At 43.7% G+C, this 21044-nt stretch carries 16 protein-coding genes; 8 read left to right on the forward strand and 8 right to left on the reverse strand.

Features of this window, described 5'->3' with window-relative positions; translation table 11 throughout:
* Nucleotides 1-87: 87 nt before the first annotated feature.
* The gene (locus ACE1OE_RS02485; RefSeq protein ID WP_102468971.1) at nt 88-1626 is read left to right on the forward strand and encodes a DUF3612 domain-containing protein; all 1539 of its coding nucleotides are present in this window, start codon (nt 88-90) and stop codon (nt 1624-1626) included.
* Nucleotides 1627-2030: 404 nt separating this feature from the next.
* Here ACE1OE_RS02485 and ACE1OE_RS02490 read toward each other — a convergent pair whose 3' ends face one another.
* Nucleotides 2031-2519, reverse strand: coding sequence for a methylated-DNA--[protein]-cysteine S-methyltransferase (locus ACE1OE_RS02490; protein ID WP_102468970.1), 489 nt, complete (start codon nt 2517-2519; stop codon nt 2031-2033).
* A complete protein-coding gene (locus ACE1OE_RS02495; RefSeq protein ID WP_449209992.1) occupies nt 2516-3883 on the reverse strand; it encodes an AlkA N-terminal domain-containing protein in 1368 nt (455 codons plus the stop codon). The genes ACE1OE_RS02490 and ACE1OE_RS02495 overlap by 4 nt, the downstream gene beginning before the upstream one ends.
* A 313-nt stretch (nt 3884-4196) precedes the next feature.
* Between ACE1OE_RS02495 and ACE1OE_RS02500 the strand changes: the two genes are divergently transcribed.
* From ACE1OE_RS02500 to ACE1OE_RS02510, 3 genes are all read left to right on the forward strand, one after another.
* A complete protein-coding gene (locus ACE1OE_RS02500) occupies nt 4197-4601 on the forward strand; it encodes a DUF413 domain-containing protein (RefSeq protein ID WP_449209993.1) in 405 nt (134 codons plus the stop codon).
* Between the two features lie 216 nt (nt 4602-4817).
* Nucleotides 4818-5750 (forward strand): diguanylate cyclase domain-containing protein, encoded by a 933-nt coding sequence (locus ACE1OE_RS02505; protein WP_449209994.1) that lies wholly within the window; start codon nt 4818-4820, stop codon nt 5748-5750.
* 184 nt (nt 5751-5934) lie between these two features.
* Nucleotides 5935-6159, forward strand: a complete 225-nt coding sequence (locus ACE1OE_RS02510; protein ID WP_449209995.1) for a hypothetical protein — start codon at nt 5935-5937, stop codon at nt 6157-6159.
* Nucleotides 6160-6318: 159 nt separating this feature from the next.
* On the opposite strand, the gene ACE1OE_RS02515 is transcribed toward ACE1OE_RS02510, so the two are convergent.
* Together ACE1OE_RS02515 and ACE1OE_RS02520 are read right to left on the reverse strand one after the other, a co-directional pair.
* Nucleotides 6319-7947 (reverse strand): polysaccharide lyase 6 family protein, encoded by a 1629-nt coding sequence (locus ACE1OE_RS02515; protein WP_449209996.1) that lies wholly within the window; start codon nt 7945-7947, stop codon nt 6319-6321.
* A gap of 128 nt (nt 7948-8075) precedes the next feature.
* The gene (locus ACE1OE_RS02520; RefSeq protein WP_449209997.1) at nt 8076-9851 is read right to left on the reverse strand and encodes a sodium:solute symporter family transporter; all 1776 of its coding nucleotides are present in this window, start codon (nt 9849-9851) and stop codon (nt 8076-8078) included.
* A 1179-nt stretch (nt 9852-11030) separates the two neighbouring features.
* On the opposite strand from ACE1OE_RS02520, the gene ACE1OE_RS02525 reads away from it, so the two are divergent.
* Together ACE1OE_RS02525 and ACE1OE_RS02530 are read left to right on the forward strand one after the other, a co-directional pair.
* On the forward strand, nt 11031-12959 hold the full coding sequence (locus tag ACE1OE_RS02525) for a methyl-accepting chemotaxis protein (RefSeq protein ID WP_449209998.1): 1929 nt from the start codon (nt 11031-11033) through the stop codon (nt 12957-12959).
* 364 nt (nt 12960-13323) lie between these two features.
* Nucleotides 13324-13692 (forward strand): YgiW/YdeI family stress tolerance OB fold protein, encoded by a 369-nt coding sequence (locus ACE1OE_RS02530; protein WP_449209999.1) that lies wholly within the window; start codon nt 13324-13326, stop codon nt 13690-13692.
* Nucleotides 13693-13775: 83 nt separating this feature from the next.
* Here ACE1OE_RS02530 and ACE1OE_RS02535 read toward each other — a convergent pair whose 3' ends face one another.
* From ACE1OE_RS02535 to ACE1OE_RS02550, 4 genes are all read right to left on the reverse strand, one after another.
* Complete coding sequence (locus ACE1OE_RS02535) at nt 13776-14156, reverse strand: VOC family protein (protein ID WP_372062447.1); 381 nt, start codon at nt 14154-14156, stop codon at nt 13776-13778.
* Nucleotides 14157-14239: 83 nt separating this feature from the next.
* On the reverse strand, nt 14240-14677 hold the full coding sequence (locus ACE1OE_RS02540; RefSeq protein WP_449210000.1) for a hypothetical protein: 438 nt from the start codon (nt 14675-14677) through the stop codon (nt 14240-14242).
* A 249-nt stretch (nt 14678-14926) separates the two neighbouring features.
* A complete protein-coding gene (locus tag ACE1OE_RS02545) occupies nt 14927-16213 on the reverse strand; it encodes a sensor histidine kinase (RefSeq protein ID WP_449210001.1) in 1287 nt (428 codons plus the stop codon).
* Nucleotides 16210-16893 (reverse strand): response regulator transcription factor, encoded by a 684-nt coding sequence (locus tag ACE1OE_RS02550; RefSeq protein WP_449210105.1) that lies wholly within the window; start codon nt 16891-16893, stop codon nt 16210-16212. The genes ACE1OE_RS02545 and ACE1OE_RS02550 overlap by 4 nt, the downstream gene beginning before the upstream one ends.
* Nucleotides 16894-17058: 165 nt before the next feature.
* On the opposite strand from ACE1OE_RS02550, the gene ACE1OE_RS02555 reads away from it, so the two are divergent.
* Nucleotides 17059-17820, forward strand: a complete 762-nt coding sequence (locus ACE1OE_RS02555; RefSeq protein WP_449210002.1) for an efflux RND transporter periplasmic adaptor subunit — start codon at nt 17059-17061, stop codon at nt 17818-17820.
* 86 nt (nt 17821-17906) lie between these two features.
* The gene (locus ACE1OE_RS02560; RefSeq protein WP_449210003.1) at nt 17907-20963 is read left to right on the forward strand and encodes an efflux RND transporter permease subunit; all 3057 of its coding nucleotides are present in this window, start codon (nt 17907-17909) and stop codon (nt 20961-20963) included.
* Nucleotides 20964-21044: the final 81 nt, after the last annotated feature.

Genomic DNA, 21044 nt, shown 5'->3' on the forward strand with positions numbered 1-21044 from the left:
TCGTTTTGTGATCTTGCTTACTATGTAGACTAGCGCTTTTTTAGCTACAATTTCACAACAAAAATTTTACAGTGTGAATTTTACAAAATGCCGTTATCAAAAAGCTTAATTCGACAGTCCCATTTTTTGGGTACCAAGATTAGAAACCTTAGAAAACGTAACCATTTAACGATGGAAGATTTGTCAACACGCTGCATTCGAGTCAACCCGGAGTGCGCCCCATCGGTTTCGTACCTATCAATGATAGAGCGAGGCAAGCGTGTACCTAGTATTGATATGCTAGAGGTCATTGCTGAGGTGTTTCAGAAAAATCCCGCATGGTTTCTTGATAGTGAACCTGAGCAAGAAGAGATCACACCAGTCAGAGGCAACCGAGGTGGCATCAGCGGCATGGCACTCGAACCTAGTTTTCTATTCTCCAACGACATTTTACAAATTGCGATTCCAGAGATGCTGTCACAAACGGGAATCACAGGACGTCAATTTGCCCATCTTCTAATCCGAGCACATCAGGAAAGTTTGCAAAACCATTTTCCAGACTTGGAGCGTGCAGCGGAAGAAGTTGGGCGAAAACGTCTTAATCTTTCCGTTGAAGATCTCATCGATATTGCGAGGGATCTTGGTTTACGTGTTCAATGGGTCAATCGCACACCAAAAGATGTCGTCGATGAGCTTGGTATTAACGCCAAACAACTCGTCACCTCTTTCTTCGAGCCACCGGGGACGATTTATCTCAATGAGATTTTAAAGGCTTATCCCACTCGCTTAAAATATGATCTTGCGGTTTATATCGGCCATCGAGTGCTGCACAGTGAAGATGGCTTAAAGAGCGTACTGAGTGTGGGTCATCATAATAGCTGGGAAGATGCTAGCGGATCCCCCTCGACATCGGCATTAAATTCACAGGATATCTTACAAGCTTGGCGAGATTTTGAGTCCAGCTTCTTTGCTGGTGCGCTACTGTGCCCTAAAGTACCCTTCCGGCAACTTTTAGATCGTTGTGGTTATGAAATTGATGCTCACAAACATGCAGGGGTTTCTCCTTCGGTTGCTATGCGTCGCATGACCGTCGTGTCACCTTATCCGCATTGGCATTATTTCGATGCTTATGGACCCGGAAAACTAAAAGCGGTATACCGCGGAAACGGAATTCCGCTTCCGTGGGGTAACATGAGAATGGTGAACGACCCTTGTCAACACTGGGCTGTGTTTAGACGCCTGTCTGAGCCTCGTCATGGTTCGTCTGCTCAGTTATCCATTCTCAACGTAGGCGATGAGCCAAGAATTTATTGTTGTGAGTCGGTCAACATGACCGACCCCGCAGGTAACAATCGTGTCCTTTGCGCAGGCATTGACCTTAACCCTGCTATTGACGCACAAGGCGGTAACGCATTAGACATTGCAAATGAACTGAAGAATCTATGTGTCAACAGCGGTGGCAGTGCGATTATTCCTAAGAGTATTAAAAAAGACCTGACTACGATTTCGAAAATACTCAACATTAATTGGATAGAGCGAGGCATTGATAGCGAGGCACGACTCATTTGTTCACGCGGTGCTGGTTGCCCACGTAAACCAAGTTGTTATGATAAATGTGCTGAAGAACAAACTATAACGTTGGAATAAGTGACGAAGCTAAAAGAAAAAAAGCCAGCCACAAAGTAAGGTGGCTGGCTATATACATTTGTGAACAAGAGGTGTTCACTAACAACGTCAGTTGGCTAGGTGACCCTCGGCTTAAAAAGGGTCACAATTATATATGCATGTAGCGTGCCAACTTTTAAATCGTGCTAATTAGCCTCTAAACCGCGATTAATCACGACAAAAAACAACCTGCGCTCATATAGCCTTTGCATTTTGCATTTCATTTTGCAAAATGCAAAATACATCTATAGCAATATGCTAAAACATATCGTTCTGCAAAAATAAATATGCAACCTATCACTAAGATTAGCCAATTAATTTCCATCGCCTAACACCTTAGTTTATAAACTGACAATTGTTTAACAAAACGCCACTTTATCTATGAATCATTCCGTGGTTGTTAGCGACATATTCTCGAGTTTTAACAAGGCTTTCTTGCGTTCCACTCCACCCGCATAGCCCGTTAACTGACCGCTTTTCCCTATGACACGATGACACGGAACAATCACTGAAATGGGATTTTTTCCATTTGCAGAGCCAACGGCCCTGACGGCTTTTGGATTTCCGATTCGTTCCGCTAACTCTTGATAGCTGATGGCCTGCCCAAAAGGTACGTCACACAACGCTTTCCAGACTTGGTTTTGAAAAGGCGTACCTATAGCGGCGAGCGGCACATCAAAGGTTTTTCTATCTCCGGAAAAATATTCACCTAATTGTTGCTTCGTTAAAAGCAATACAGGGTGAGTTGCTCGTTCTTCTCCGAGCTCATTCGGTTGTGTTGTCTGTTCCTCAAACCAAAGGCCAGTGAGTCCTTGATCCGTTGCTTGGATAGTAACTTGACCTAGAGGGCTATTAACTATCGTATAAAATATCATGATGCTTGGCTCCAGCAATGTAGGGTCGCATAGCTCCCCCAGGGTGATACTCGACTGTCTTCACACAAAGGGTGATTATCTGTGTATTTTTTAACAACCAAATCTGTTTTCAACAATAAATCAGGCTGTGACTGACCACGTAATTTTGCATAATTGACGGTCCATGGCCCGATACCTTTCAATGTCAACCATTTGTCGGGGTCCAGCGTATCATCTGCAATCAATGAAGCGGCTAGACGCGACAATGTGTCTTTGCGACTTTGAGGCATTCGCAAAAAGCTGAGATCGCTATCGACTACGCAACGGGGGGTCGGAAATACGAGTTGTCCTGAAACGGTTCGACTCAAGGTTTGGTTTAGCAAATTTACTTGCCCAATAGCTGCTTTAACCGATACTTGTTGCCCAATGACCGCTCTCACTCCCGCTTCCCATGTTGACCAAATACCCGGAATACGAATACCACTGTTTTTAACAAGGTTCGGGTCGGCGTTGAGCAAGTGTGCCTCTATAACCGATAAATCAGTATTAAGGTCAAAGACTCGCCTAATATTACTCACCATTGAATACAGTTGAGTGACATCTTCAATATCAAACTCTACTTGTACTGTTTGTTTGTTTTCAAAATCTGCAACGACTTTAAACCAACCCAACGCTCCGTTTAATTCCACGTATCGCTCATAAGCTTGGTCGGTGACCAACTCAACGCCGCTAATCGCGCGTCGTTGATAAAATGCCAATAAACCTTGCCAATCATAGGCACCTCGGTAGGCAAGCGATAGCTGATTGTGCGGGCTCTTCAACGTGCGCGCCCGCCTTAAATCAGACGGGTTTAGCTTCAATAATTTTTGAAAAGCATCATTAAAACGACGCGTACTATTGAAGCCACAAGCAAACCCAATATCTGTAACACTCATTGAGCTGCTATGTAGTAGTTGTTTTGCAAACATCAATTGCTGATATTGCGCATATTTCTTAGGCGGCATTCCAAGATGCTGTTCAAAAACCTGCCTAAGATAACGGCTACTGATCCCCAACCTTGCGGCCAAGTGTTCAACCCCATTATGTTGTAACGCACCTTGTTCAATAAGCCCTAATGCCCGCTTAAAAGTCGTCTCGATACCTTGCCACGCCCAAGAGCTTGGCGCACTATCGGGTCGACAACGAAGACACGGGCGGTAGCCTGCCTGCAATGCCATCGGTGCATTTGAAAAGTAGTCCACATTTTCTTCTTTAGGGGGGGTAGCTGGACAAATCGGACGACAAAATATCCCGGTTGTCTTCACTGCCACAAAAAACTGACCGTCAAACCGGCGATCCCTAGAGAGTCGAGCGGCGCGATATTGCTCTCGAATTTTCGCTTCCATTGCTTGGCTCCTTCAAATCGATATACCAGTGAAAATGTTGAGTATCCCATGGTCGTGAATAAGACAAGTGTAACGCACATCACCCACAAAACTCGCCATTTTCGGAAGTGTACCTGTCTTCCTAGGTAATCTGAAAATTCATCGCAATGTCATATTTTTTTAAAGAGAAAAATGAAAAGTAATGGTTCGCCAAGGTGTTATGGATTGTTCATTGTATTGAGGCAAAAATTGCAGGTTAAAAAACCTGCAAATTCTTCGGCGCTTTCTATACTAGGGCAGTGTCAAACGGTTAACATGATTACACGAGGTTATTATGTCTGATATGGATTTTCGTCTTGGCAAGAGGCCATTTTACGACAACAAAAAGTTTCGACGCGGGTTTGCAAAATCTGGCGACTTTACGTTAGCGGAAGAGGAGATCTTGATTCGTTATGGCGACACTATGAATCAATTAGAATGCGGTGATATTGCTCCTGAAACGGACCTTGAGCGTCATTTTTTGCTTGTCACTTGTGACGAAAAAAAAGCCGAGACAAAACTCGAAAAAGCTTGGATAAAATACATTCATCTTGCCCGTGATAGACGAAGGTTTCACACATTAAATGGGAAAAAACTATCCGCGACGGAAAGCGACTCTCAGAATGACGACGACTACCAAGCGGATGATACACTCGACGAACCACTTGCTAGAACAGAAATGCATGATGATGAACCTTAAATTGTTTCGATATGCCGATCGTTTCGTGTCGTACTTTTAGAAGACGAGAGCACCAAACAGGTCGACCTCCCATGATGTCGGCCATTGGCATTCAACACCAAGGCCTATCTTTAATCTTTAATCTTTAATCTTTAATCTTTAATTATCATCTCATCCTACCAGTGATATTTCAGCTATGATTAATAATCAAATCAATATCATGCTATAGGGATAAGTATGATTACTCAACCAGATCAGCTGTATGAGGTATTGTCTTGCCTACCTGACCCAGCATTTGTATTGAGCGAAAATGGCGTTTATGTCGATGTGCTCGGAGGGACAGATACCCAGTCTTATCATGACGGTAAAGCCTTGATTGGACGCTCACTTTTTGACGTTCTTCCTACGGATAAAGCGAAATGGTTTGTCAGTGAAATAATAGCCTCACTCGACCAAAATAAAGTCCGCACGGTTGAATACGATTTATCGGCTGACGACGTAAATGGTCTCAACGAAAAACCTTTGCCACTCGGCTTGCTTCGCTTTGAAGGGAAAATTTGTCCATTAAGCTTTACTTATCATGGGCATAGGGTCGTACTTTGGTTGGTTCGAAATATCTCGGAACATTACCATCTAGAAACACAACTGCGAGAGCAGAGTGAAACAGACAGTCTTACTGGTATTGCCAATCGTCGCTTTTTTTTCCACACCCTCAATTCACTCATCCATACCAAAAGAACCGATGATCACCTGTCACACCTGGCACTCATTGACATCGATTTTTTCAAAAGAGTAAACGATACTTTTGGGCATCAAGCGGGTGATTTCATATTAATTTCTTTTGTAAAACTCATGCAACAATTGATTCGGAAATCAGACGTTTTGGCACGGGTAGGCGGTGAAGAGTTTGCATTACTCTTGCCAAACACCGATGCTTCGAAAGCAAAAAAGATCGCACAGCGAATCAAACAAGCAACGGCCGCACAATGCTTTAATTACGACAATCACTCCATTTCAATGACCATCAGTATGGGAATCACCTCAATCGTACTGCCCACTACGGATAAAGACGTTTTCTCTCAGGCGGATATCGCTCTTTACCGCGCCAAAGCCGAAGGGCGAAATCAAGTTATCGTGTACACGCCCGAATCGACAAGTCATTGTCCGTAATAAGACGATAGACTCGATCACTATGCGGCGTGTACATGTGGCATATCAAGTTATTGGTGTTGTTCTCATTTTCGAGTAAATCGGTCAATGATGAAGACGAACGCGATAACAAAGACGCAGACTCCTGCATATATCGCACTCATATTTTCAGAATGTAATGTACCGTCATAAAATGGATTCATTGATGTGTCCTCTGTTCCTTAGAGTAGAAAAAGCGATGTCCCTAGATCAACAACTGTCTGATAACCACCCAACCTTTGATACACATGAAACTATGCTTCTATCCAATACTGAAACGGGCGAACGACCGTTTCAGATACCACGATTTTTAATTATGAGCCGCCTAGATGTCGATATTATTGCAATAATAATGGAAGGTGATGGATTGCAACACAATGCAACAAGATGAGTACAACGATAAATCAGAATATTAAACCAGCTTCATGGTGCTTCATCCATAAAAAATGCCCACCGGATGTCGGTGGGCATTGTTGTCGAATCGAACTTAGTACGGTGAACTGGCTTATCTAGCAATGCCAAATTTCACTTGGTACCAATCACACAGTGTTTATTTAGTCGCGTTCTCTATAACGTAATCTGGACCCGCAGTTTCTGCTGTCACAACCGTCAATTGCTCAACGTCTGCGCCAGCGTTTTCATACTGATTGAGACCATTAACCATTGTTTTCTCTGGTAACGTCATCGAGTATTCACCTACCTGCTCTTGTTCTACAACATTTCCTGCATAAAACTCATTGCTGTACGTTGCCCCCACCAGCGGTAGCTCTTTTGCAGCGCGAACGCTCACGAACTCAGGGTGTTCAGAGTTGTCGACAACATTGCCTGAAAAATTCACGTCTACACCCGCGTAAATATTCTCAACCTCAGAGTTGTTAAATAGGCTGACACGGTGTGTTTGGTTGCCATACACGATACCCCACTCTGTATCCACTAGAGTGTTATTGGCAATATCAATGTTCTTTGGCGTCCATTGTTTATTGAGTTCTTTACCCTTAACTGATTGATCCAACTGCTCGTCATTTTTCACATCAATAATGCCAGTATTAATGACAATACCGCCACGCAAATCAGCGTTGCCTTCAATCAATCCATCACGTCCGCGTGTGTTGGCAATGTAGTTATTACGAATCACATGGTCTTCGTCATAAATACGCATACCACCCGTTAAGCGTTTTTCGTTACCTAGGATTACGTTATTCTCGACCGTGTTACCTTTACCGTGACGCAAAGAAATCAACGATGTGCTCTCGAAAATTGTATTGCCTGAGATGGTGTTATCGCCTGACTTTATAGAAATAAGCTCTCGCTCACCGTCCATATCAATCATCAGATTATTAACAAATTTTGAGCTAGAATCCCATTGTGATGACTTAGAATCACCAATACGGATCGCTTCCCAGCTATTCCCGTTATAACGAATGGCTTCTTTGATATCAAATTCATTAAATTGATTTGGCTTTTGGTCTAAGAAGATATTGTTAGCGATCAAATGATTGTCTGGCGTATCGTCTTTTTGTACGCCAATCAAAGTACCGCGCTTCTGCTTCCCTTCAAAACGGTTATTAATCACTTTCCCATCTTTACCCCATAGTGATACCCAGAGGTATTTAGGGTATTCAGAACGACGCTCATCAGGCTCATACGCGTAGTCATGATTGAAGTAATAAAAGGTCGAATTTTGCAACGTAATACTGTTACCCATCATTCGAATGGCACCAAATCGCTCGCTTGGACCACCCTCAGTAAACACCAAACCATCAACCGTAATTCCATTACCTTTTAGTTCAAGCTGTACCAATCCGGTAAGCCATACCGAACCAGGGTTTTCTGCAACGAGTGTTAGGTTATTGGCTGTTACAACGGTTTGACCCAAACCTGAATACTTGCCATTTGGAATGATAATGGTTGCGCCATCTTGCGCATTTTCTATTTGCTGTTTTAATTCCGCTACCGTTTGCTCGGAGACCACATCAATTTGCGCACCATCAACAATATTTAGACGTTCGGTTTGTAACAAGTAGTCACGAGTAATCTGGTTAAAAGGCACCATTTGAGTGACATTATCTTGCACTGAAGTCTTTTCATTTGATTCTTGAGAGTTGTTAGTGCCACAACCAACTAATGCGGTCGTTGCAAAGACTGCCGTTAATGTCAGAGCGAGTACATTTTTTTTCATAAGATTCTCTTTTAGAGGGATTTTTTAATGAATAACGTAAATTGAAAAATAGAATAGACGAGTTGTTTTTATAATTAGAAAAGCGGCTGCGAACAGCCGCTTTGGGTAGGCAATGTTTACGAAGTAAATTAGCCTTCTGTTACGGTTTTATCTTGTGCTGCATCCTCAACGGAATCGTCAACTGCTTTAACCAGTAGCAAGCCTACCGAGAAGACAATCACACCACACAATACGAAGACCATACGTCCCCACATCGGGTTAGGCAGTACAAACATCGTCATAACACCAACACCTGCAACTGCAATCAGTGAACCAAGCATGCGACGCTGTTTATTATCTAGTTTCTTCTGCTCTGTGCTTTCAGCAACTAATGGCGTAGCAAGGTTGTTGAAGAATTTATCAACGTCTTTTTCACGATGTTCAGCTAAAGGCTTATAGAACATTGTCGATAGGATGAAGAAGCCGCCGGTAAACACCATATGTCCGATAAGGCCAATTGCCACTTTCAAGTCAGACCATTCACGACCTGTCAGTTCGTTCAAACCAAACCAGTTTTGAATCATATCCGCTGTGATAACAAACCCAACGAAGTAAGACACAGCACCACCGACAACAAGCGTACCCCAACCTGCCCAATCCGGAGTCTTACGAATGAAGAAACCTAGGAAAGCTGGAATTGTCATTGGGAAACCAATCAAGGCACCGACGTACATCATGGTGTCGAACAAGCTCAAACCTTTCAAAGAGTTAATGAAAAGCGCAACCAAAATGATTGAAATACCGAAGAACGTGGACGTAAGCTTAGATACAACCACTAACTCTTTCTCTGTCGCGTGAGGACGTAGGATTGGTTCGTAGAAGTTCTTAACAAAAATACCTGAGTTACGGTTTAGACCCGAGTCCATTGACGACATAGTTGCAGCAAACATCGCAGCAATTAGCAGTCCAACCATACCGACAGGCATGTATTCTTGTACAAAGTATAGGTATGCAAAGTCAGCGGCTTTCGAGCCTGCTTCTGGGTACTGTGTCGCTAAATCAACGCCTTGACCAGCAATAAACCAAGAAGGCATGAACCAAATGATTGGACCGATTGTCATCAGAATACACGCGAGAAGCGCCGCTTTACGCGCATTGTTTGAATCTTTTGCCGCGAGGTAACGGTAAGAGTTCAACATATTATTCGTAATACTGAACTGTTTAAGGAAGATAAACACAGCCCAAATACTGAAAATGCTCAAGTAGTTAAGGTTGTCACCGGTAATGAACGAGTCCGTAGGGAAGTCATTCACTATTTGTGTCACACCACCACCATGGTAAACCGCCACAACAGCACACGTTACGGTTACTGCCATGATGATAACCATCTGCATGAAATCTGACGCGATAACCGCCCAAGATCCACCGGTAACAGACATGACTAATACCACCAAGCCTGTCAGGATGATCGTGGTTGTCATATCAAACCCAAAAATACCTGAAGCAATAATGGCAAGACCATTTAGCCAAATACCCGCAGAAATAACACTGTTTGGCATACCAGACCAAGTAAATACTTGTTCGTTCACTTTACCAAAACGCATACGAATCGCTTCAATAACCGTCACAACACGTAGTTGACGGAATTTAGGAGCGAAGTACAAGTAGTTCATCAAATAGCCGAATGCGTTGGCAATAAAAATGATTGCAACGGCAAAACCGTCGGTAAAGGCTTTACCAGCCGCACCCGTAAATGTCCATGCGCTGAACTGAGTCATAAAGGCAGTGGCACCCACCATCCACCAAAGCATGCTACCGCCTCCACGGAAGTAGTCACTGGTCGTGCTTGTAAACGTTCTAAACATCCATCCTATCGCAATCAAGAACAGAAAATAGATGCCAACAATAAGGGTATTGAGATCCATCTTGGGAAACCTTCTAAGTGTTATTTAAGTTAGCCTCACCATACCTTTTTCATGACCAATTTGTACTACAATATAATAAATGCGTGATGCGGATCAGCAATAGTAAGCCTGTTATTGTATTACTTATGATCAGGCTCATATTTCCCGACCATTCGTAACTCTAGTCACTAAAAATAGCCTTATTGATTGGTTTATGCACAAAACCAACCTTATGAAGCAAATAATCAATAAGTTAGGACGAAACATCAGCACGACTAACTACTTTGAACAACAATAGAATAGTAACAGAGAGATAAAAAGGTAAGCTTATTGTCAGACATATTTAATTGTCAGTGCTTTGTTCGAGGACTAGCGGAGGGTTGATTTTGATTAAACAAGATAAAGTTAGGTCGAATTGAGTAAAAAAAAACCCTTGCATCACCTGTAATAATGCAAGGGTAAAACGACACGGAGATCCATAACAATAGCCGATTACTATCCACTACCACTATCACTTCGGGGGTGAGTTGAGCAAATCACAATGTCATTGCTCTAATTATTATCAAGGTAGATGTCATCCAAATACTCTTTCCTTTCCGGTTGGGGGTCCAAAAGGAAGAAGTTGCTTCGATAAAGCAAGCTCGAATACATCTACAATTCTGTTTTGGAAAAGTGATGACGACCTCGAATCACAATTTCCACAGCCAACAAACTCAACATCTGCCAGCTTTTAAAGCGCTTTGCCGCATGAACGTTCCACTCGAATGTTCGCGCTGCAATTCGAGTGCTCTGCACGTCGAAGTGGTATTAATATTAATGTATTACAAATAAGAAAAATGCGACACAGATCATACTTCTATCAAGAACACGATCAACACATTAACGACAAAAATGTAGATACCACTTAAATCATTGAAATATATGACATTACACACAAGTTTACGTTTTAAAAATAATGTTAATTTCTTTCGACTTTAGAGTTATGAGTCATGTCACAGCAAGAAAACCAATAATAACCTACTCTATTTGTACTACAACAACATAAAAGACCTTTACATGAAAAAGAACCTTGCGGAAGTATGGGCACCGCGTGATACCGAGCTTCTTTAACCACAAAACTAAAAATAATTCAGTTATTGGGCCTCAATGTTGAGGCCTATTTCGACCAGAATAATGGATGTACATGGAGTCTATTCTGCAATGAATACTACACGAGCACTTAAAAAGACACTTGGCTTTAAAGCCAAGCTCATCTTAGCGTTAACGTTAACCACCACACTGTCACTCGTCGTCACCAGCTTGTTTTCGCATAACATGCTGCAAGGCCAAGTTAATCAACGGATTCAGACTGAGATAGACAGTTCACTCTCACACGAAGTCATGGAACTTGAAACCACCGTGCAACGCACTATCGATACCGTCTCAGCGTTGGCCACACAGTACCAAAACAACAACGGCGCAATTGCCAATGAAACGCTCATGTTGCTAGCATCTGAGCTTGGTGGTATCGACAAAGTCGTCATGGGATTTGATGATGGCTCATCATTTACCTCAAAACCCTCAGAGTCATTTCCAAACGGTGTCGGTATCAAGAGTAAATACGACCCAACCACGCGACCTTGGTACAACGATGCCAAACAAGTACGTGGCCTGTCACTTAGTGATGTCTTTTTTACCAAAAGTGACCAAACACCGATGATTGGGGTAATGTATTCACTCAGTAACAGCGTCATTATGGCCGATATTCGTTTCAACGATGTGCAACGCAAGCTAGAAGAGCTGAACTACATCAGCGAAGCGACCGCTTTTATTATCGATGACAAAGGCTTGGTTATCGCATCAACCATGCCAGATATTACCCAACAAACTCGTGTACAAGATTCTGCGTTATCAGCTGAGATCGCGGCCGTTATTCGCCAACCCGCTGTTTTTTCTGATACCAATATCGCTGGTATCGATTCCCTACTCATCTCCAAACCCATTCAACTCGGTAACCAAACCACTTGGCAGATGGTCGTTGCACTCAACAAGTCCATTGCATTGACTGACTTGGCTAGCGCAAGCCAGAAATCCACGCTAATTATTGTTGCAGCAGTGCTTATCGCGCTAGTTGCTGTCATCTTAATTTTAAACAAACTGTATCAACCCATTGTTTCACTTAAAGCCATTGTTCACGACCTCGCCAAAGGTAATGGTGACTTAACTCAACGACTTGAGGTCAAGACTAATGATGACTTGGGTCATATTGCACTGAGTATTAACCAATTCATTGATGGGCTACAGGCCATGCTTCAAGACGTGCAATCGGCAACGACTGCACTCACAACCAAGACGCAAAGTATCGAAGCAAGTTGCCAACACACACATAGCACACTCGAGACCCATACCCTAGAAACGACTCAAATCGTGACCGCTATTGACGAGCTATCAAACGCATCTGTTGTCGTCGAGCAACATTCTAGTGCCGCAGCTAATGCCGCACACAAAGCGTCCGATTACAGTGATGAAACGAAGCAAATTAACAGTACTACTCAACAACATATTATCGACCTTGAACTTCAGATCACCAACACCTCCAGTGATATTGCCGACATGGCGAACGAAACTCAAAGCATTCAATCTATCGTTAACATGATCGGCAGTATCGCCGAACAAACTAACTTGTTAGCACTGAATGCATCCATTGAAGCGGCGCGCGCAGGCGAACACGGCCGAGGTTTTGCGGTCGTTGCCGATGAGGTTCGCGCCCTAGCTAATCGCACCCAAATCAGCACCTCTGAAATTGGCAAGGCATTGGCGACATTACAAGATAAATCAGACAGTCTTGTCACTTCCATTGAACATACGAAGGAAAATTGCGCCGAGACCCGCCAACAAGTCGACCATGCAGTAGCAATGCTTGGCACTCTCGATCAACAGATTGAGACGATTAGCAGCTACAATGCTGAAATTTCAACATCATCGAGTGAACAAAACACCGTGATTCAAAGTGTGAATGAAAACATTCATAAGATTAACGATCTCGTCAATGCCCTAAATACACTGAGCCACAGCCAAGTAGAAGAGTCCGCCAATATTCTGGTATTAAATCAGCAAGTGGAGACCTTAATCAGCCGATTCAAGGTCTAACGCTCCCCCCGCTTTTGCACTCACTAATACTCCTTACCCAAGCAGGGTTAGGAGTATTAGGTTCAAATTTAGATTGTGGTACCACACGTAAAGAATCTATCCGATAGAAAAGTGATGAACTTAGGAGGCGACGGAACGGTTTGCGAGACCTGTAAACATGGGTTCAAACCCTAAGGTGCAAAAAACATCAAACGACAGCACTAAAATTTAATCATTTAAATCATAATCTTAAAATAAAAACAAAAAATATCATTCGATTTTTTCCAACATGAACGAATTATGAATATTATTTTAAAGCCGCATTAATATCCCCTCGTGCATAGTAGCACCATCAAGAACGTACCCAGTCTACTTAGAGGCATTTATGAAAAACGTAATTATCGCAACAACACTTATTTTATCTTCTAGTCTTGCTGCGGCAAATACGCTCCCAGCCAAAGACGGTTTCAACGGCCCTAGTTTAGGTGTGCAAACTACCGTGGAAGAGGCACTGGATAGCCGTGACGATGCACGGGTCGAACTCACGGGGAAAATCACCCATTCTTTAGGAGATGAGGAATATCAATTCACCGACGGAAAAAATACCATTGTCATTGAAATTGACGACAATAAATGGGCTGGATTACATGTCACACCAAACGACAGCATTACCATCACGGGCAGCATAGATAAAGACAGCTGGGAAGAGGCGAGTATCGATGTAGACCGTGTTGTTATCGCTGGCCAATCCTGATTTTAATACGCAAAAAGGCTCACATTGGTTGAGCCTTTTTGCGTTAGCGTTAGCGTTAGTAACTTAAAATAATCACGTTATGTCTACGACAAAAAATGCGTAACACAAATTTTATTACCCTGTGGGTCAAGCAGATACGCCATGTATAAACGGCGAGAGCCGGTACCTCTCTCCCCTGGTGGCTCCTCTATTTCAGTGCCGCCGTTAGCAAGTCCAACCTTATGCCATTCATCCACGACTTCTGGGCTATTGGCTAAAAAACCGATAGTCATCCCATTACCATGGCTGGCACCACTACCATTGATTGGGTTCGTTAATCCCAATACTCCGGTGGGGCTGATGTACATACAACGACCTTTTTCATCAATAACACCCTCATCAAAACCCAATACGTGCATCACTGCGTCGTAAAATGTCTTTGCTTGTTTGATATCATCGGTGCCGATCATGACATGACTGAACATTTGATTATCCTTTCTCGTTAAATGACAATGTGAGGCGACTCGCTCACTCTAGATTCCTGACTCTTAGCCTAATGGGTTCGCTCTTAATCGTTGACAGAAAAGCGCGCCTCGGAACGCGGCGTTACGTCTATCATGACCGCTTTACCACCATAGCCATGTACATTGCACCTTGCTCGGACCACAACGGTCGTCACCTCTTTAGGGATCGATATACCACACAGGCCACGCGTGAACGGTTGTTCGTTATCGTGGGGATGAACGAGGTGACGGTAGCCAAGCTGATTGCCCGCCAAATCGAGGACTTCCCAACCATCGGCATAATGCCCCCATCCTTCATCATTGTGTCTTACCGTTGTGTCAAAACACCAGTTACCATCGCGACTTTGGGTTGCAACCACGCTGGTGACTTGCGCATAGTCCAGAGAGGTTGAAAAGTCGGCAACATTGGATGCTGATGCATACCCATTCAATGAAGATAAAACCAAGGCAGCAGTCATAACACCTCGGATGTTTATTACCATTTTAAATTCCCCTAACCATTAACCATTAGCTGTTAACCGTCAACGGCAAGTTAATACACAAACCGTGCTCATACTGTGTAGTATTTAACCCATATAATGTAGCAGCCGTGACAAAAATCGCATAAACACGGCCGCCATGGGAACGGATAGGTCGCCAAGTAAACCTTCCTCGCCAAATTAGTTTATATTTCATCTAGAAATAAAATGGTCTAGAAGCACAGCAATCTTAAGGTGTTGAAAAATATGTATTCATTGGTCTTCGTGTTGAAACCGTCTTTCTAACCGCGCTGTGCATCCCGCTTGAGCTTTATTGTTGCTGAGGCTAAAAGACCACCCATAGCTCGTACATAGTCGCCGAACAATCAGTAACCCCAGTCCATGCTCCGTTTCATTGTTCACTCCCACACCGCAACCTGAATCTTGCACCGTGATTAATTGCTCCGACACTTCAACACAAATCTCACCGCTTTCAGTAAAGCGCACTGCGTTATCTACGAGGTTTTTTAATAACATATTCAACACTGTCGGTGGGAAGTTTAAACGTGTGTTGTCCATTATTTTCAGTGTAAATTGAACACCCGAATGCCGCTTACTGAGCGATTGATGAAGGTCGATATCTGCGGATGAAAACTCACTCAGTGTATTTTTATGCTCCGTATTTTCTTGCTTAACAATGTTGAGCAGTACCTCCACCGTCGCCTGCATATCTTCCGCTGCATTGATAATGCGACGTCGCTGTTTGATCTGAAAATCCTGGTCATCTTTCATTGCCTGTAGGTTCGCTGCGCCAAGGATAATGGCGATGGGCGTTTTCAGCTCATGACTTGCATATTTAGCAAACATCAGCTCCTGCTTTACCACTCGATCTTTCATCTGCGTATAACGGTTAAGGTGTTTGGTTAGTTGCTTAACTTCATCAATGGCATGAGAGGAAACGGCAAAGCTCTTCGTTTTTGTTGCTTTAAGTTGCAGGCCTAAGTCAGAAATAGGCGACATCAACCCTTCAAATACCCTGAGTAAAGCAAAGCGTAAAAAGGCAATCAGAAAAAACATTAGCCCCATCGAAATCAGTATCAACACGCTCCCGTTATCATCACCAAATTCCATCGCTCTAGCATTGATACTTAAATACAAAGGACGCACCACCCCAGAATTATCGACAAACTGAGTGTGATAAACCATAAAGCCATCTTCACTAAAGCTTTTATACCTTGTCACTATCCCTATTGGATAAGGGCGTTGAGCTTTGAGAGTATCGCTTAATGCCTGATCACTATAGTAGGCCACGATGTGAGGACTAATGTGAGCTATCTCTTTAGCCTCCAGCGAGTAGTGTTGAACAGCGGTTCGTTCAAATGACACTAAATGACGCTCTATTTGGCTATCTTCGTTGAAGGCTAAATACAGTGAAAATGCCAAAAAAACCAAAAAAGCGGAGGATAATGCAATCACCGAGAAGATAATGATTAAACGTGCCCGAACATCTCGAACCGAGTTTGTTTTACGGGTTTTAAAACAGCGCTTTAATGCCATCATACCGCAACCAACTTAAAACCAAACTTAGGTACTGTCACCAGCATGGGGACAGAGAAGGGTTTGTCTAATACGTTTCTCAGCAAATAGATGTGGCTACGCAGTACATCTTTTTCAGGGACGTCCTCGCCCCATAACTGGTGAATCAGCGCCTCTCTCGACACCACCTCTCCCTTTGCTTTGGTGAGCGTGAGCAAGATTTGATAGGTCGCGTGGGTCAAGGTAATCGGCTGCGTATCACGGCTCACTTGATGTGTTTTTTGGTCAATGGTCAGGCTACCAAAACGCAGCAAAGACTGTGCAACCTCCCCTCGAAAGCGTTTAATTAACGCAGTTAAACGCACTTCCAATTCAGGAAATTGAAACGGTTTACTTATAAAATCATCGATGCCGTTGTCGAAGCCAGCCAACAAGTCATCCTGTCCGTTTAACGCCGTTAGCATAAGCACAGGCGTCGTATTTCCGCTTTCTCTTAACTCTCGAACCACTTGCATGCCGTCTTTTTTAGGCATCATGACATCAAGAATAATCACATCAAACTCGTGCTCTAGCGCGAGCCTCAGCCCCATCTCGCCATTATTGGCAAAATCAACCTCTGCCCCTTTTACCTCAAGAAAGTCAGCCAGTATGCCTTGAAGTTCTTCGTTGTCTTCCACGACTAATATCCGTCTTCCCGTCAGCATGTATCCGTCCCGTCCCTTATTCAATCGTTCTCTTTATTATAAGCAGAATATGTCGAATTAATGTCGAAAGAGCAGCATATTGAATATCAAATGATTGGCAATTTTTTCACATAAAATCGACATGACCCACGCCACACTGATAAAAAATCACTCGTGGAGATCACAATGAAAACTTTTTTGCTTATTACGACTGTTGGTATTCAGGCCTTTTCAATCCCAACGCACGCGGTTGAATTGATTGGTAAAACAACCAGTACGCACTCTATCTATGTCGTCTCTGAAGTCAGTGGTATTGTCGAAACTGCACACTGGCAGGTAGGTGACCTTGTCGCTCCCAACTCTCCGCTTGCCACCATCAAAGCCCAAGATTTCAAACTTGAAGTCATGAAACAGAAAGCCAATGTCACGTTGGTTGAAGCGGATTTGAACATCAATAAATCGACATATTCACGTTATCAAGAGCTTCGAGCTAAAAATAGCTTATCGCAAAACGAATTAGACGTTGCTAAAGCCGACTACGCCGCTTCGAAGGCCAATGTCACTCTCGCCAACATTGAGCTCGAAAAAGCACAATTGGATCTTAAAAACACCGCCATTTATTCCAGCATCGATGGCTACATCGTCTCTCGTCATGTAGAGAAAGGCGCCTGGGTTAATCAAGGTGACCAGCTCTATCAATTGACTAATATCGACCGACTCAATGTGCGCTTGCTGGCTAGCGAGTTTGACTTGAATGCATTGACTGTAGGCCAACCTATTCAGCTATGGTCTGAGGCTAATCCTACCAACAAAGTCATCGCAACAATTAATCGCATAGGGGTCGAGCTCGACCCCTCGACGTTTGCTTACCCGATAGAAGTAGATATCGACAACGGTAATCATGATTTCAAACCGGGTATGTCGATGCACGCCACCACTTATTTTTAGATGGTCCTTACTTTAGACAAACCAAATTTTATCGTCTCGAACTCCCCGCTCTATTAACAGACTCAAACTAAAAAGAAGGTTTAGAAATGAACGCTTTTCTTGCTTATTTCGCGCAGCGCAGTTTTCTCGCACGTATCATCACGATTATGGTCTTACTCATTGGCACAGGTGCTGTAAGCATTCTCAAACTTCAAGAGCTCCCCGATGTCGCGTTTGCAGAAGTGGAAATCACTACCCATTACCCTGGTGCTTCTGCACAAGACATTGAATTGAATATCACCAACAAAATTGAAAAAGAACTCAAACAGGTTCAAGGGCTTTCCACCTATTGGTCCCAATCTTTTGATGGGCAGTCTTACATCAATATTGAACTTGATGAGGGTTATGACACCGACAAAACCGTGCGTGATATTCAACAAGCTGTTGACCGTGTACAAGGGCTACCCAAAGATATTTCAAATCCACCAACGGTCGAACAAAAGGACACGTCATCATTTGATGTGATGACCTTTGGTGTTGTCGCGAATGCCACGAAAGGGACCCAAAGCGCAACGAGCGATCAAGAAAAAAATAGCCAACTCCAAAACTACGCCCGTAATCTAGAGAAGCAATTACGCTCTATTCCCGGCGTGGGCAGCGTTCACTTAGATGGCTACACGGAGCGCGAATTTTGGATTGAAGTAGACCCGACCAAAGTACTGCGCTATCAGCTCACTTTTGATGATGTCATTGCGGCAATTAATACGCGCAACTTATCGCTTTCTGGTGGTTTGGTCGAATCTTGGGACAGCGAGCAACGTATCGTCACTCTGACGCAGGTCCATTCTACCCAAGAACTTGCCGACACTATTATTGACGTACTGCCGACTGGAGAAATGATCCGTTTAGAGGATATTGCTCATGTTTCAGACGCCTTTGAAAAAGCGACGGAGCTTGGGATGGTCGACGGCAAAAACGCCATCGTTTTCTCGATCAGTAAAAGTGCCAACGCCGATATCATTGCAACGACTGATCGAATAAAAGCGCTGCTAAATGAGGAATCCGATCGCCTAAACCATCAATTTAGCTTCCCTATTTCACTTAATCTAGCCGACGATATGAGCGACAAGTTTTCAATCGTTACGACTAACGGCGGTGTTGGGTTGATATTGGTGCTGATTGTTCTCAGCATGATACTCAGGAGAAAAGTTGCTTTTTGGGTATCCGTGTCTATTCCATTTTGTGTGTTGGGCGTTATGGCGGTGTTACCCGCACTAGGCATGAATCTCGATAGTATTACCCTTGCGGCTTTACTGTTAGTTATCGGCATCATTGTCGACGACTCTGTTATTGTTGCAGAGAGTATTTATCAAGAAAAAGAGCGTGGGAAGTCCGCTATTGACGCCGCGATATCTGGCGTGCAAAAAGTCATTCGTCCTATCATTGCGAGTTTAACAACGACGGCTCTCGTCTTTATACCCATGTTTTTTATCCCAGGAGCAATGGGTAAAGCGATCATTGTCATTCCCATTACTGTCATTGCTGCGTTGTTGTTCTCGCTGGCAGAGTGCACGTTTACTTTGCCTGCGCATCTTGCCAAATCACTTGATGCTGACGCTAATCGCGCTCCCAAAAATGAACGTTTTAATGCCATTATCCAACGCTATCAACGCTTACTGAGCGACTGCTTAACGCATAAAAAACGTGTACTTGCCATCGCACTGACCTTGTTGGTTGGTAGCTCAGCATTACTCACGACTCTCAAATTAGATATCTTTCCTAGTGAAACGGCAAAATACATCAAGATATACAGTGAAATCACACCTGGAACACCTTTAGACAAGGTTCGTCAGTCGCACCATGAGCTTGAAAAAGCCATCGCAGCGTTGCCTGACAATGAACTTGCTGCTTATCAAATGACGTATTCGAGTCCCACTAGCAACGGGCAAATTACATTAACAAATTTTGAGCAGCGTGAACGCAGCGCCGATGACATCGCAAAAGCCCTAAATGATCAACTTAATGCCTCTTCAGGTATCGACTTCGTTAAGTTTACCGTAGACGCCGGTGGCCCACCACCAGGGGAACCCGTTGAGATCCGAGTGATCAGCAATAATGCAGAAGAACGCCTGCATGCGCTGGCACTTGTTATGGATTGGATGAAGCAACATAAAGGGCTTGATAAGATCACTCATAATGAATTGTTAACGGACCCTCAGTTACAAATTATTCCTCAATATGAATGGCTGGCTCGCTACAATCTGACGGTTCAAGATCTTGCCAGTACTTTACGCATTGCCTTTGATGGTGACAGCGTCACATCAACTTGGATCGGTGATGAAGAAATCAATCTTCGAGTACTGCTGAATGAAAAATATCGTAGCCTTGAGCAATTAAGTACGACTAAAATCGCTACGCCGACAGGGTTGCAAGTCCCCCTTAGCCGCTTAGCTAAAGTGCAAGAAGTACAGGCGCCCCGTGAGCTGCTCCATTACAACGGCGAGCGTCAAGTCTTGGTGAGCGCGCAAATTACTGATGAAGCATTAGGTTCTGGGGCATTAAGTGAGCAACTCACTCAAGCATTAGCTCAAAAAGTCGGTCCCCATGTTCGCTTAGATGTCGGTGGCGAAGCGGAGAATACTGACGAGACAATGTCTGGCTTCTTGGTCGCTTTCCCTGCCGCAATGATTGGCATCTATTTTGTACTAGCCGTTATGTTTAGTTCATTGCTCCAACCCTTGATGATCATGGCTGTTATTCCTTTTGCCATCGCCGCCGCATTAATGGCGCTATTCATCCATAATCAGCCAATATCTTTGTTCGCGCTCATAGGGATACTTGGAATGGCAGGCGTTGTGGTCAATAACGCTCTGGTTCTAATTAATCGAATTAATGAACTAAAAAGTGAAGGACTCCCTACAAATCAAGCCATCATTGACGCGGCATCAAGCCGACTACGACCGATTGTTCTCACGTCGTTAACGACGGTCGCAGGCTTGCTTCCACTTGCTTACGGCATCGGTGGTACCGATGTCTACATGGGGCCAATGTCATTAACTTTGGGCTATGGACTTTTATTTTCTCTGCCAATCGTACTGATTGTAATCCCTTGCCTATATCGATTGTGTTCACGACATCCACAGACTTCGAAACGTACCTCATAGCTCGCACACGTTTAATCCTATCCGTTGCCACTAGTCGATTATCATGAATGCCCCCTCTCCTTTTCGTCACATCGAAAGGGG

This window comes from Vibrio sp. E150_011, from assembly GCF_053544015.1.

What these genes read in the sequence shown, in the direction of transcription:
- ACE1OE_RS02485 (WP_102468971.1), top strand. Translation starts at nt 88, where the DNA reads ATGCCGTTATCAAAAAGCTTAATTCGACAGTCCCATTTTTTGGGTACC.
- ACE1OE_RS02490 (WP_102468970.1), bottom strand. Translation starts at nt 2,519, where the DNA reads ATGATATTTTATACGATAGTTAATAGCCCTCTAGGTCAAGTTACTATC.
- ACE1OE_RS02495 (WP_449209992.1), bottom strand. Translation starts at nt 3,883, where the DNA reads ATGGAAGCGAAAATTCGAGAGCAATATCGCGCCGCTCGACTCTCTAGG.
- ACE1OE_RS02500 (WP_449209993.1), top strand. Translation starts at nt 4,197, where the DNA reads ATGTCTGATATGGATTTTCGTCTTGGCAAGAGGCCATTTTACGACAAC.
- ACE1OE_RS02505 (WP_449209994.1), top strand. Translation starts at nt 4,818, where the DNA reads ATGATTACTCAACCAGATCAGCTGTATGAGGTATTGTCTTGCCTACCT.
- ACE1OE_RS02510 (WP_449209995.1), top strand. Translation starts at nt 5,935, where the DNA reads ATGTGTCCTCTGTTCCTTAGAGTAGAAAAAGCGATGTCCCTAGATCAA.
- ACE1OE_RS02515 (WP_449209996.1), bottom strand. Translation starts at nt 7,947, where the DNA reads ATGAAAAAAAATGTACTCGCTCTGACATTAACGGCAGTCTTTGCAACG.
- ACE1OE_RS02520 (WP_449209997.1), bottom strand. Translation starts at nt 9,851, where the DNA reads ATGGATCTCAATACCCTTATTGTTGGCATCTATTTTCTGTTCTTGATT.
- ACE1OE_RS02525 (WP_449209998.1), top strand. Translation starts at nt 11,031, where the DNA reads ATGAATACTACACGAGCACTTAAAAAGACACTTGGCTTTAAAGCCAAG.
- ACE1OE_RS02530 (WP_449209999.1), top strand. Translation starts at nt 13,324, where the DNA reads ATGAAAAACGTAATTATCGCAACAACACTTATTTTATCTTCTAGTCTT.
- ACE1OE_RS02535 (WP_372062447.1), bottom strand. Translation starts at nt 14,156, where the DNA reads ATGTTCAGTCATGTCATGATCGGCACCGATGATATCAAACAAGCAAAG.
- ACE1OE_RS02540 (WP_449210000.1), bottom strand. Translation starts at nt 14,677, where the DNA reads ATGGTAATAAACATCCGAGGTGTTATGACTGCTGCCTTGGTTTTATCT.
- ACE1OE_RS02545 (WP_449210001.1), bottom strand. Translation starts at nt 16,213, where the DNA reads ATGATGGCATTAAAGCGCTGTTTTAAAACCCGTAAAACAAACTCGGTT.
- ACE1OE_RS02550 (WP_449210105.1), bottom strand. Translation starts at nt 16,893, where the DNA reads ATGCTGACGGGAAGACGGATATTAGTCGTGGAAGACAACGAAGAACTT.
- ACE1OE_RS02555 (WP_449210002.1), top strand. Translation starts at nt 17,059, where the DNA reads ATGAAAACTTTTTTGCTTATTACGACTGTTGGTATTCAGGCCTTTTCA.
- ACE1OE_RS02560 (WP_449210003.1), top strand. Translation starts at nt 17,907, where the DNA reads ATGAACGCTTTTCTTGCTTATTTCGCGCAGCGCAGTTTTCTCGCACGT.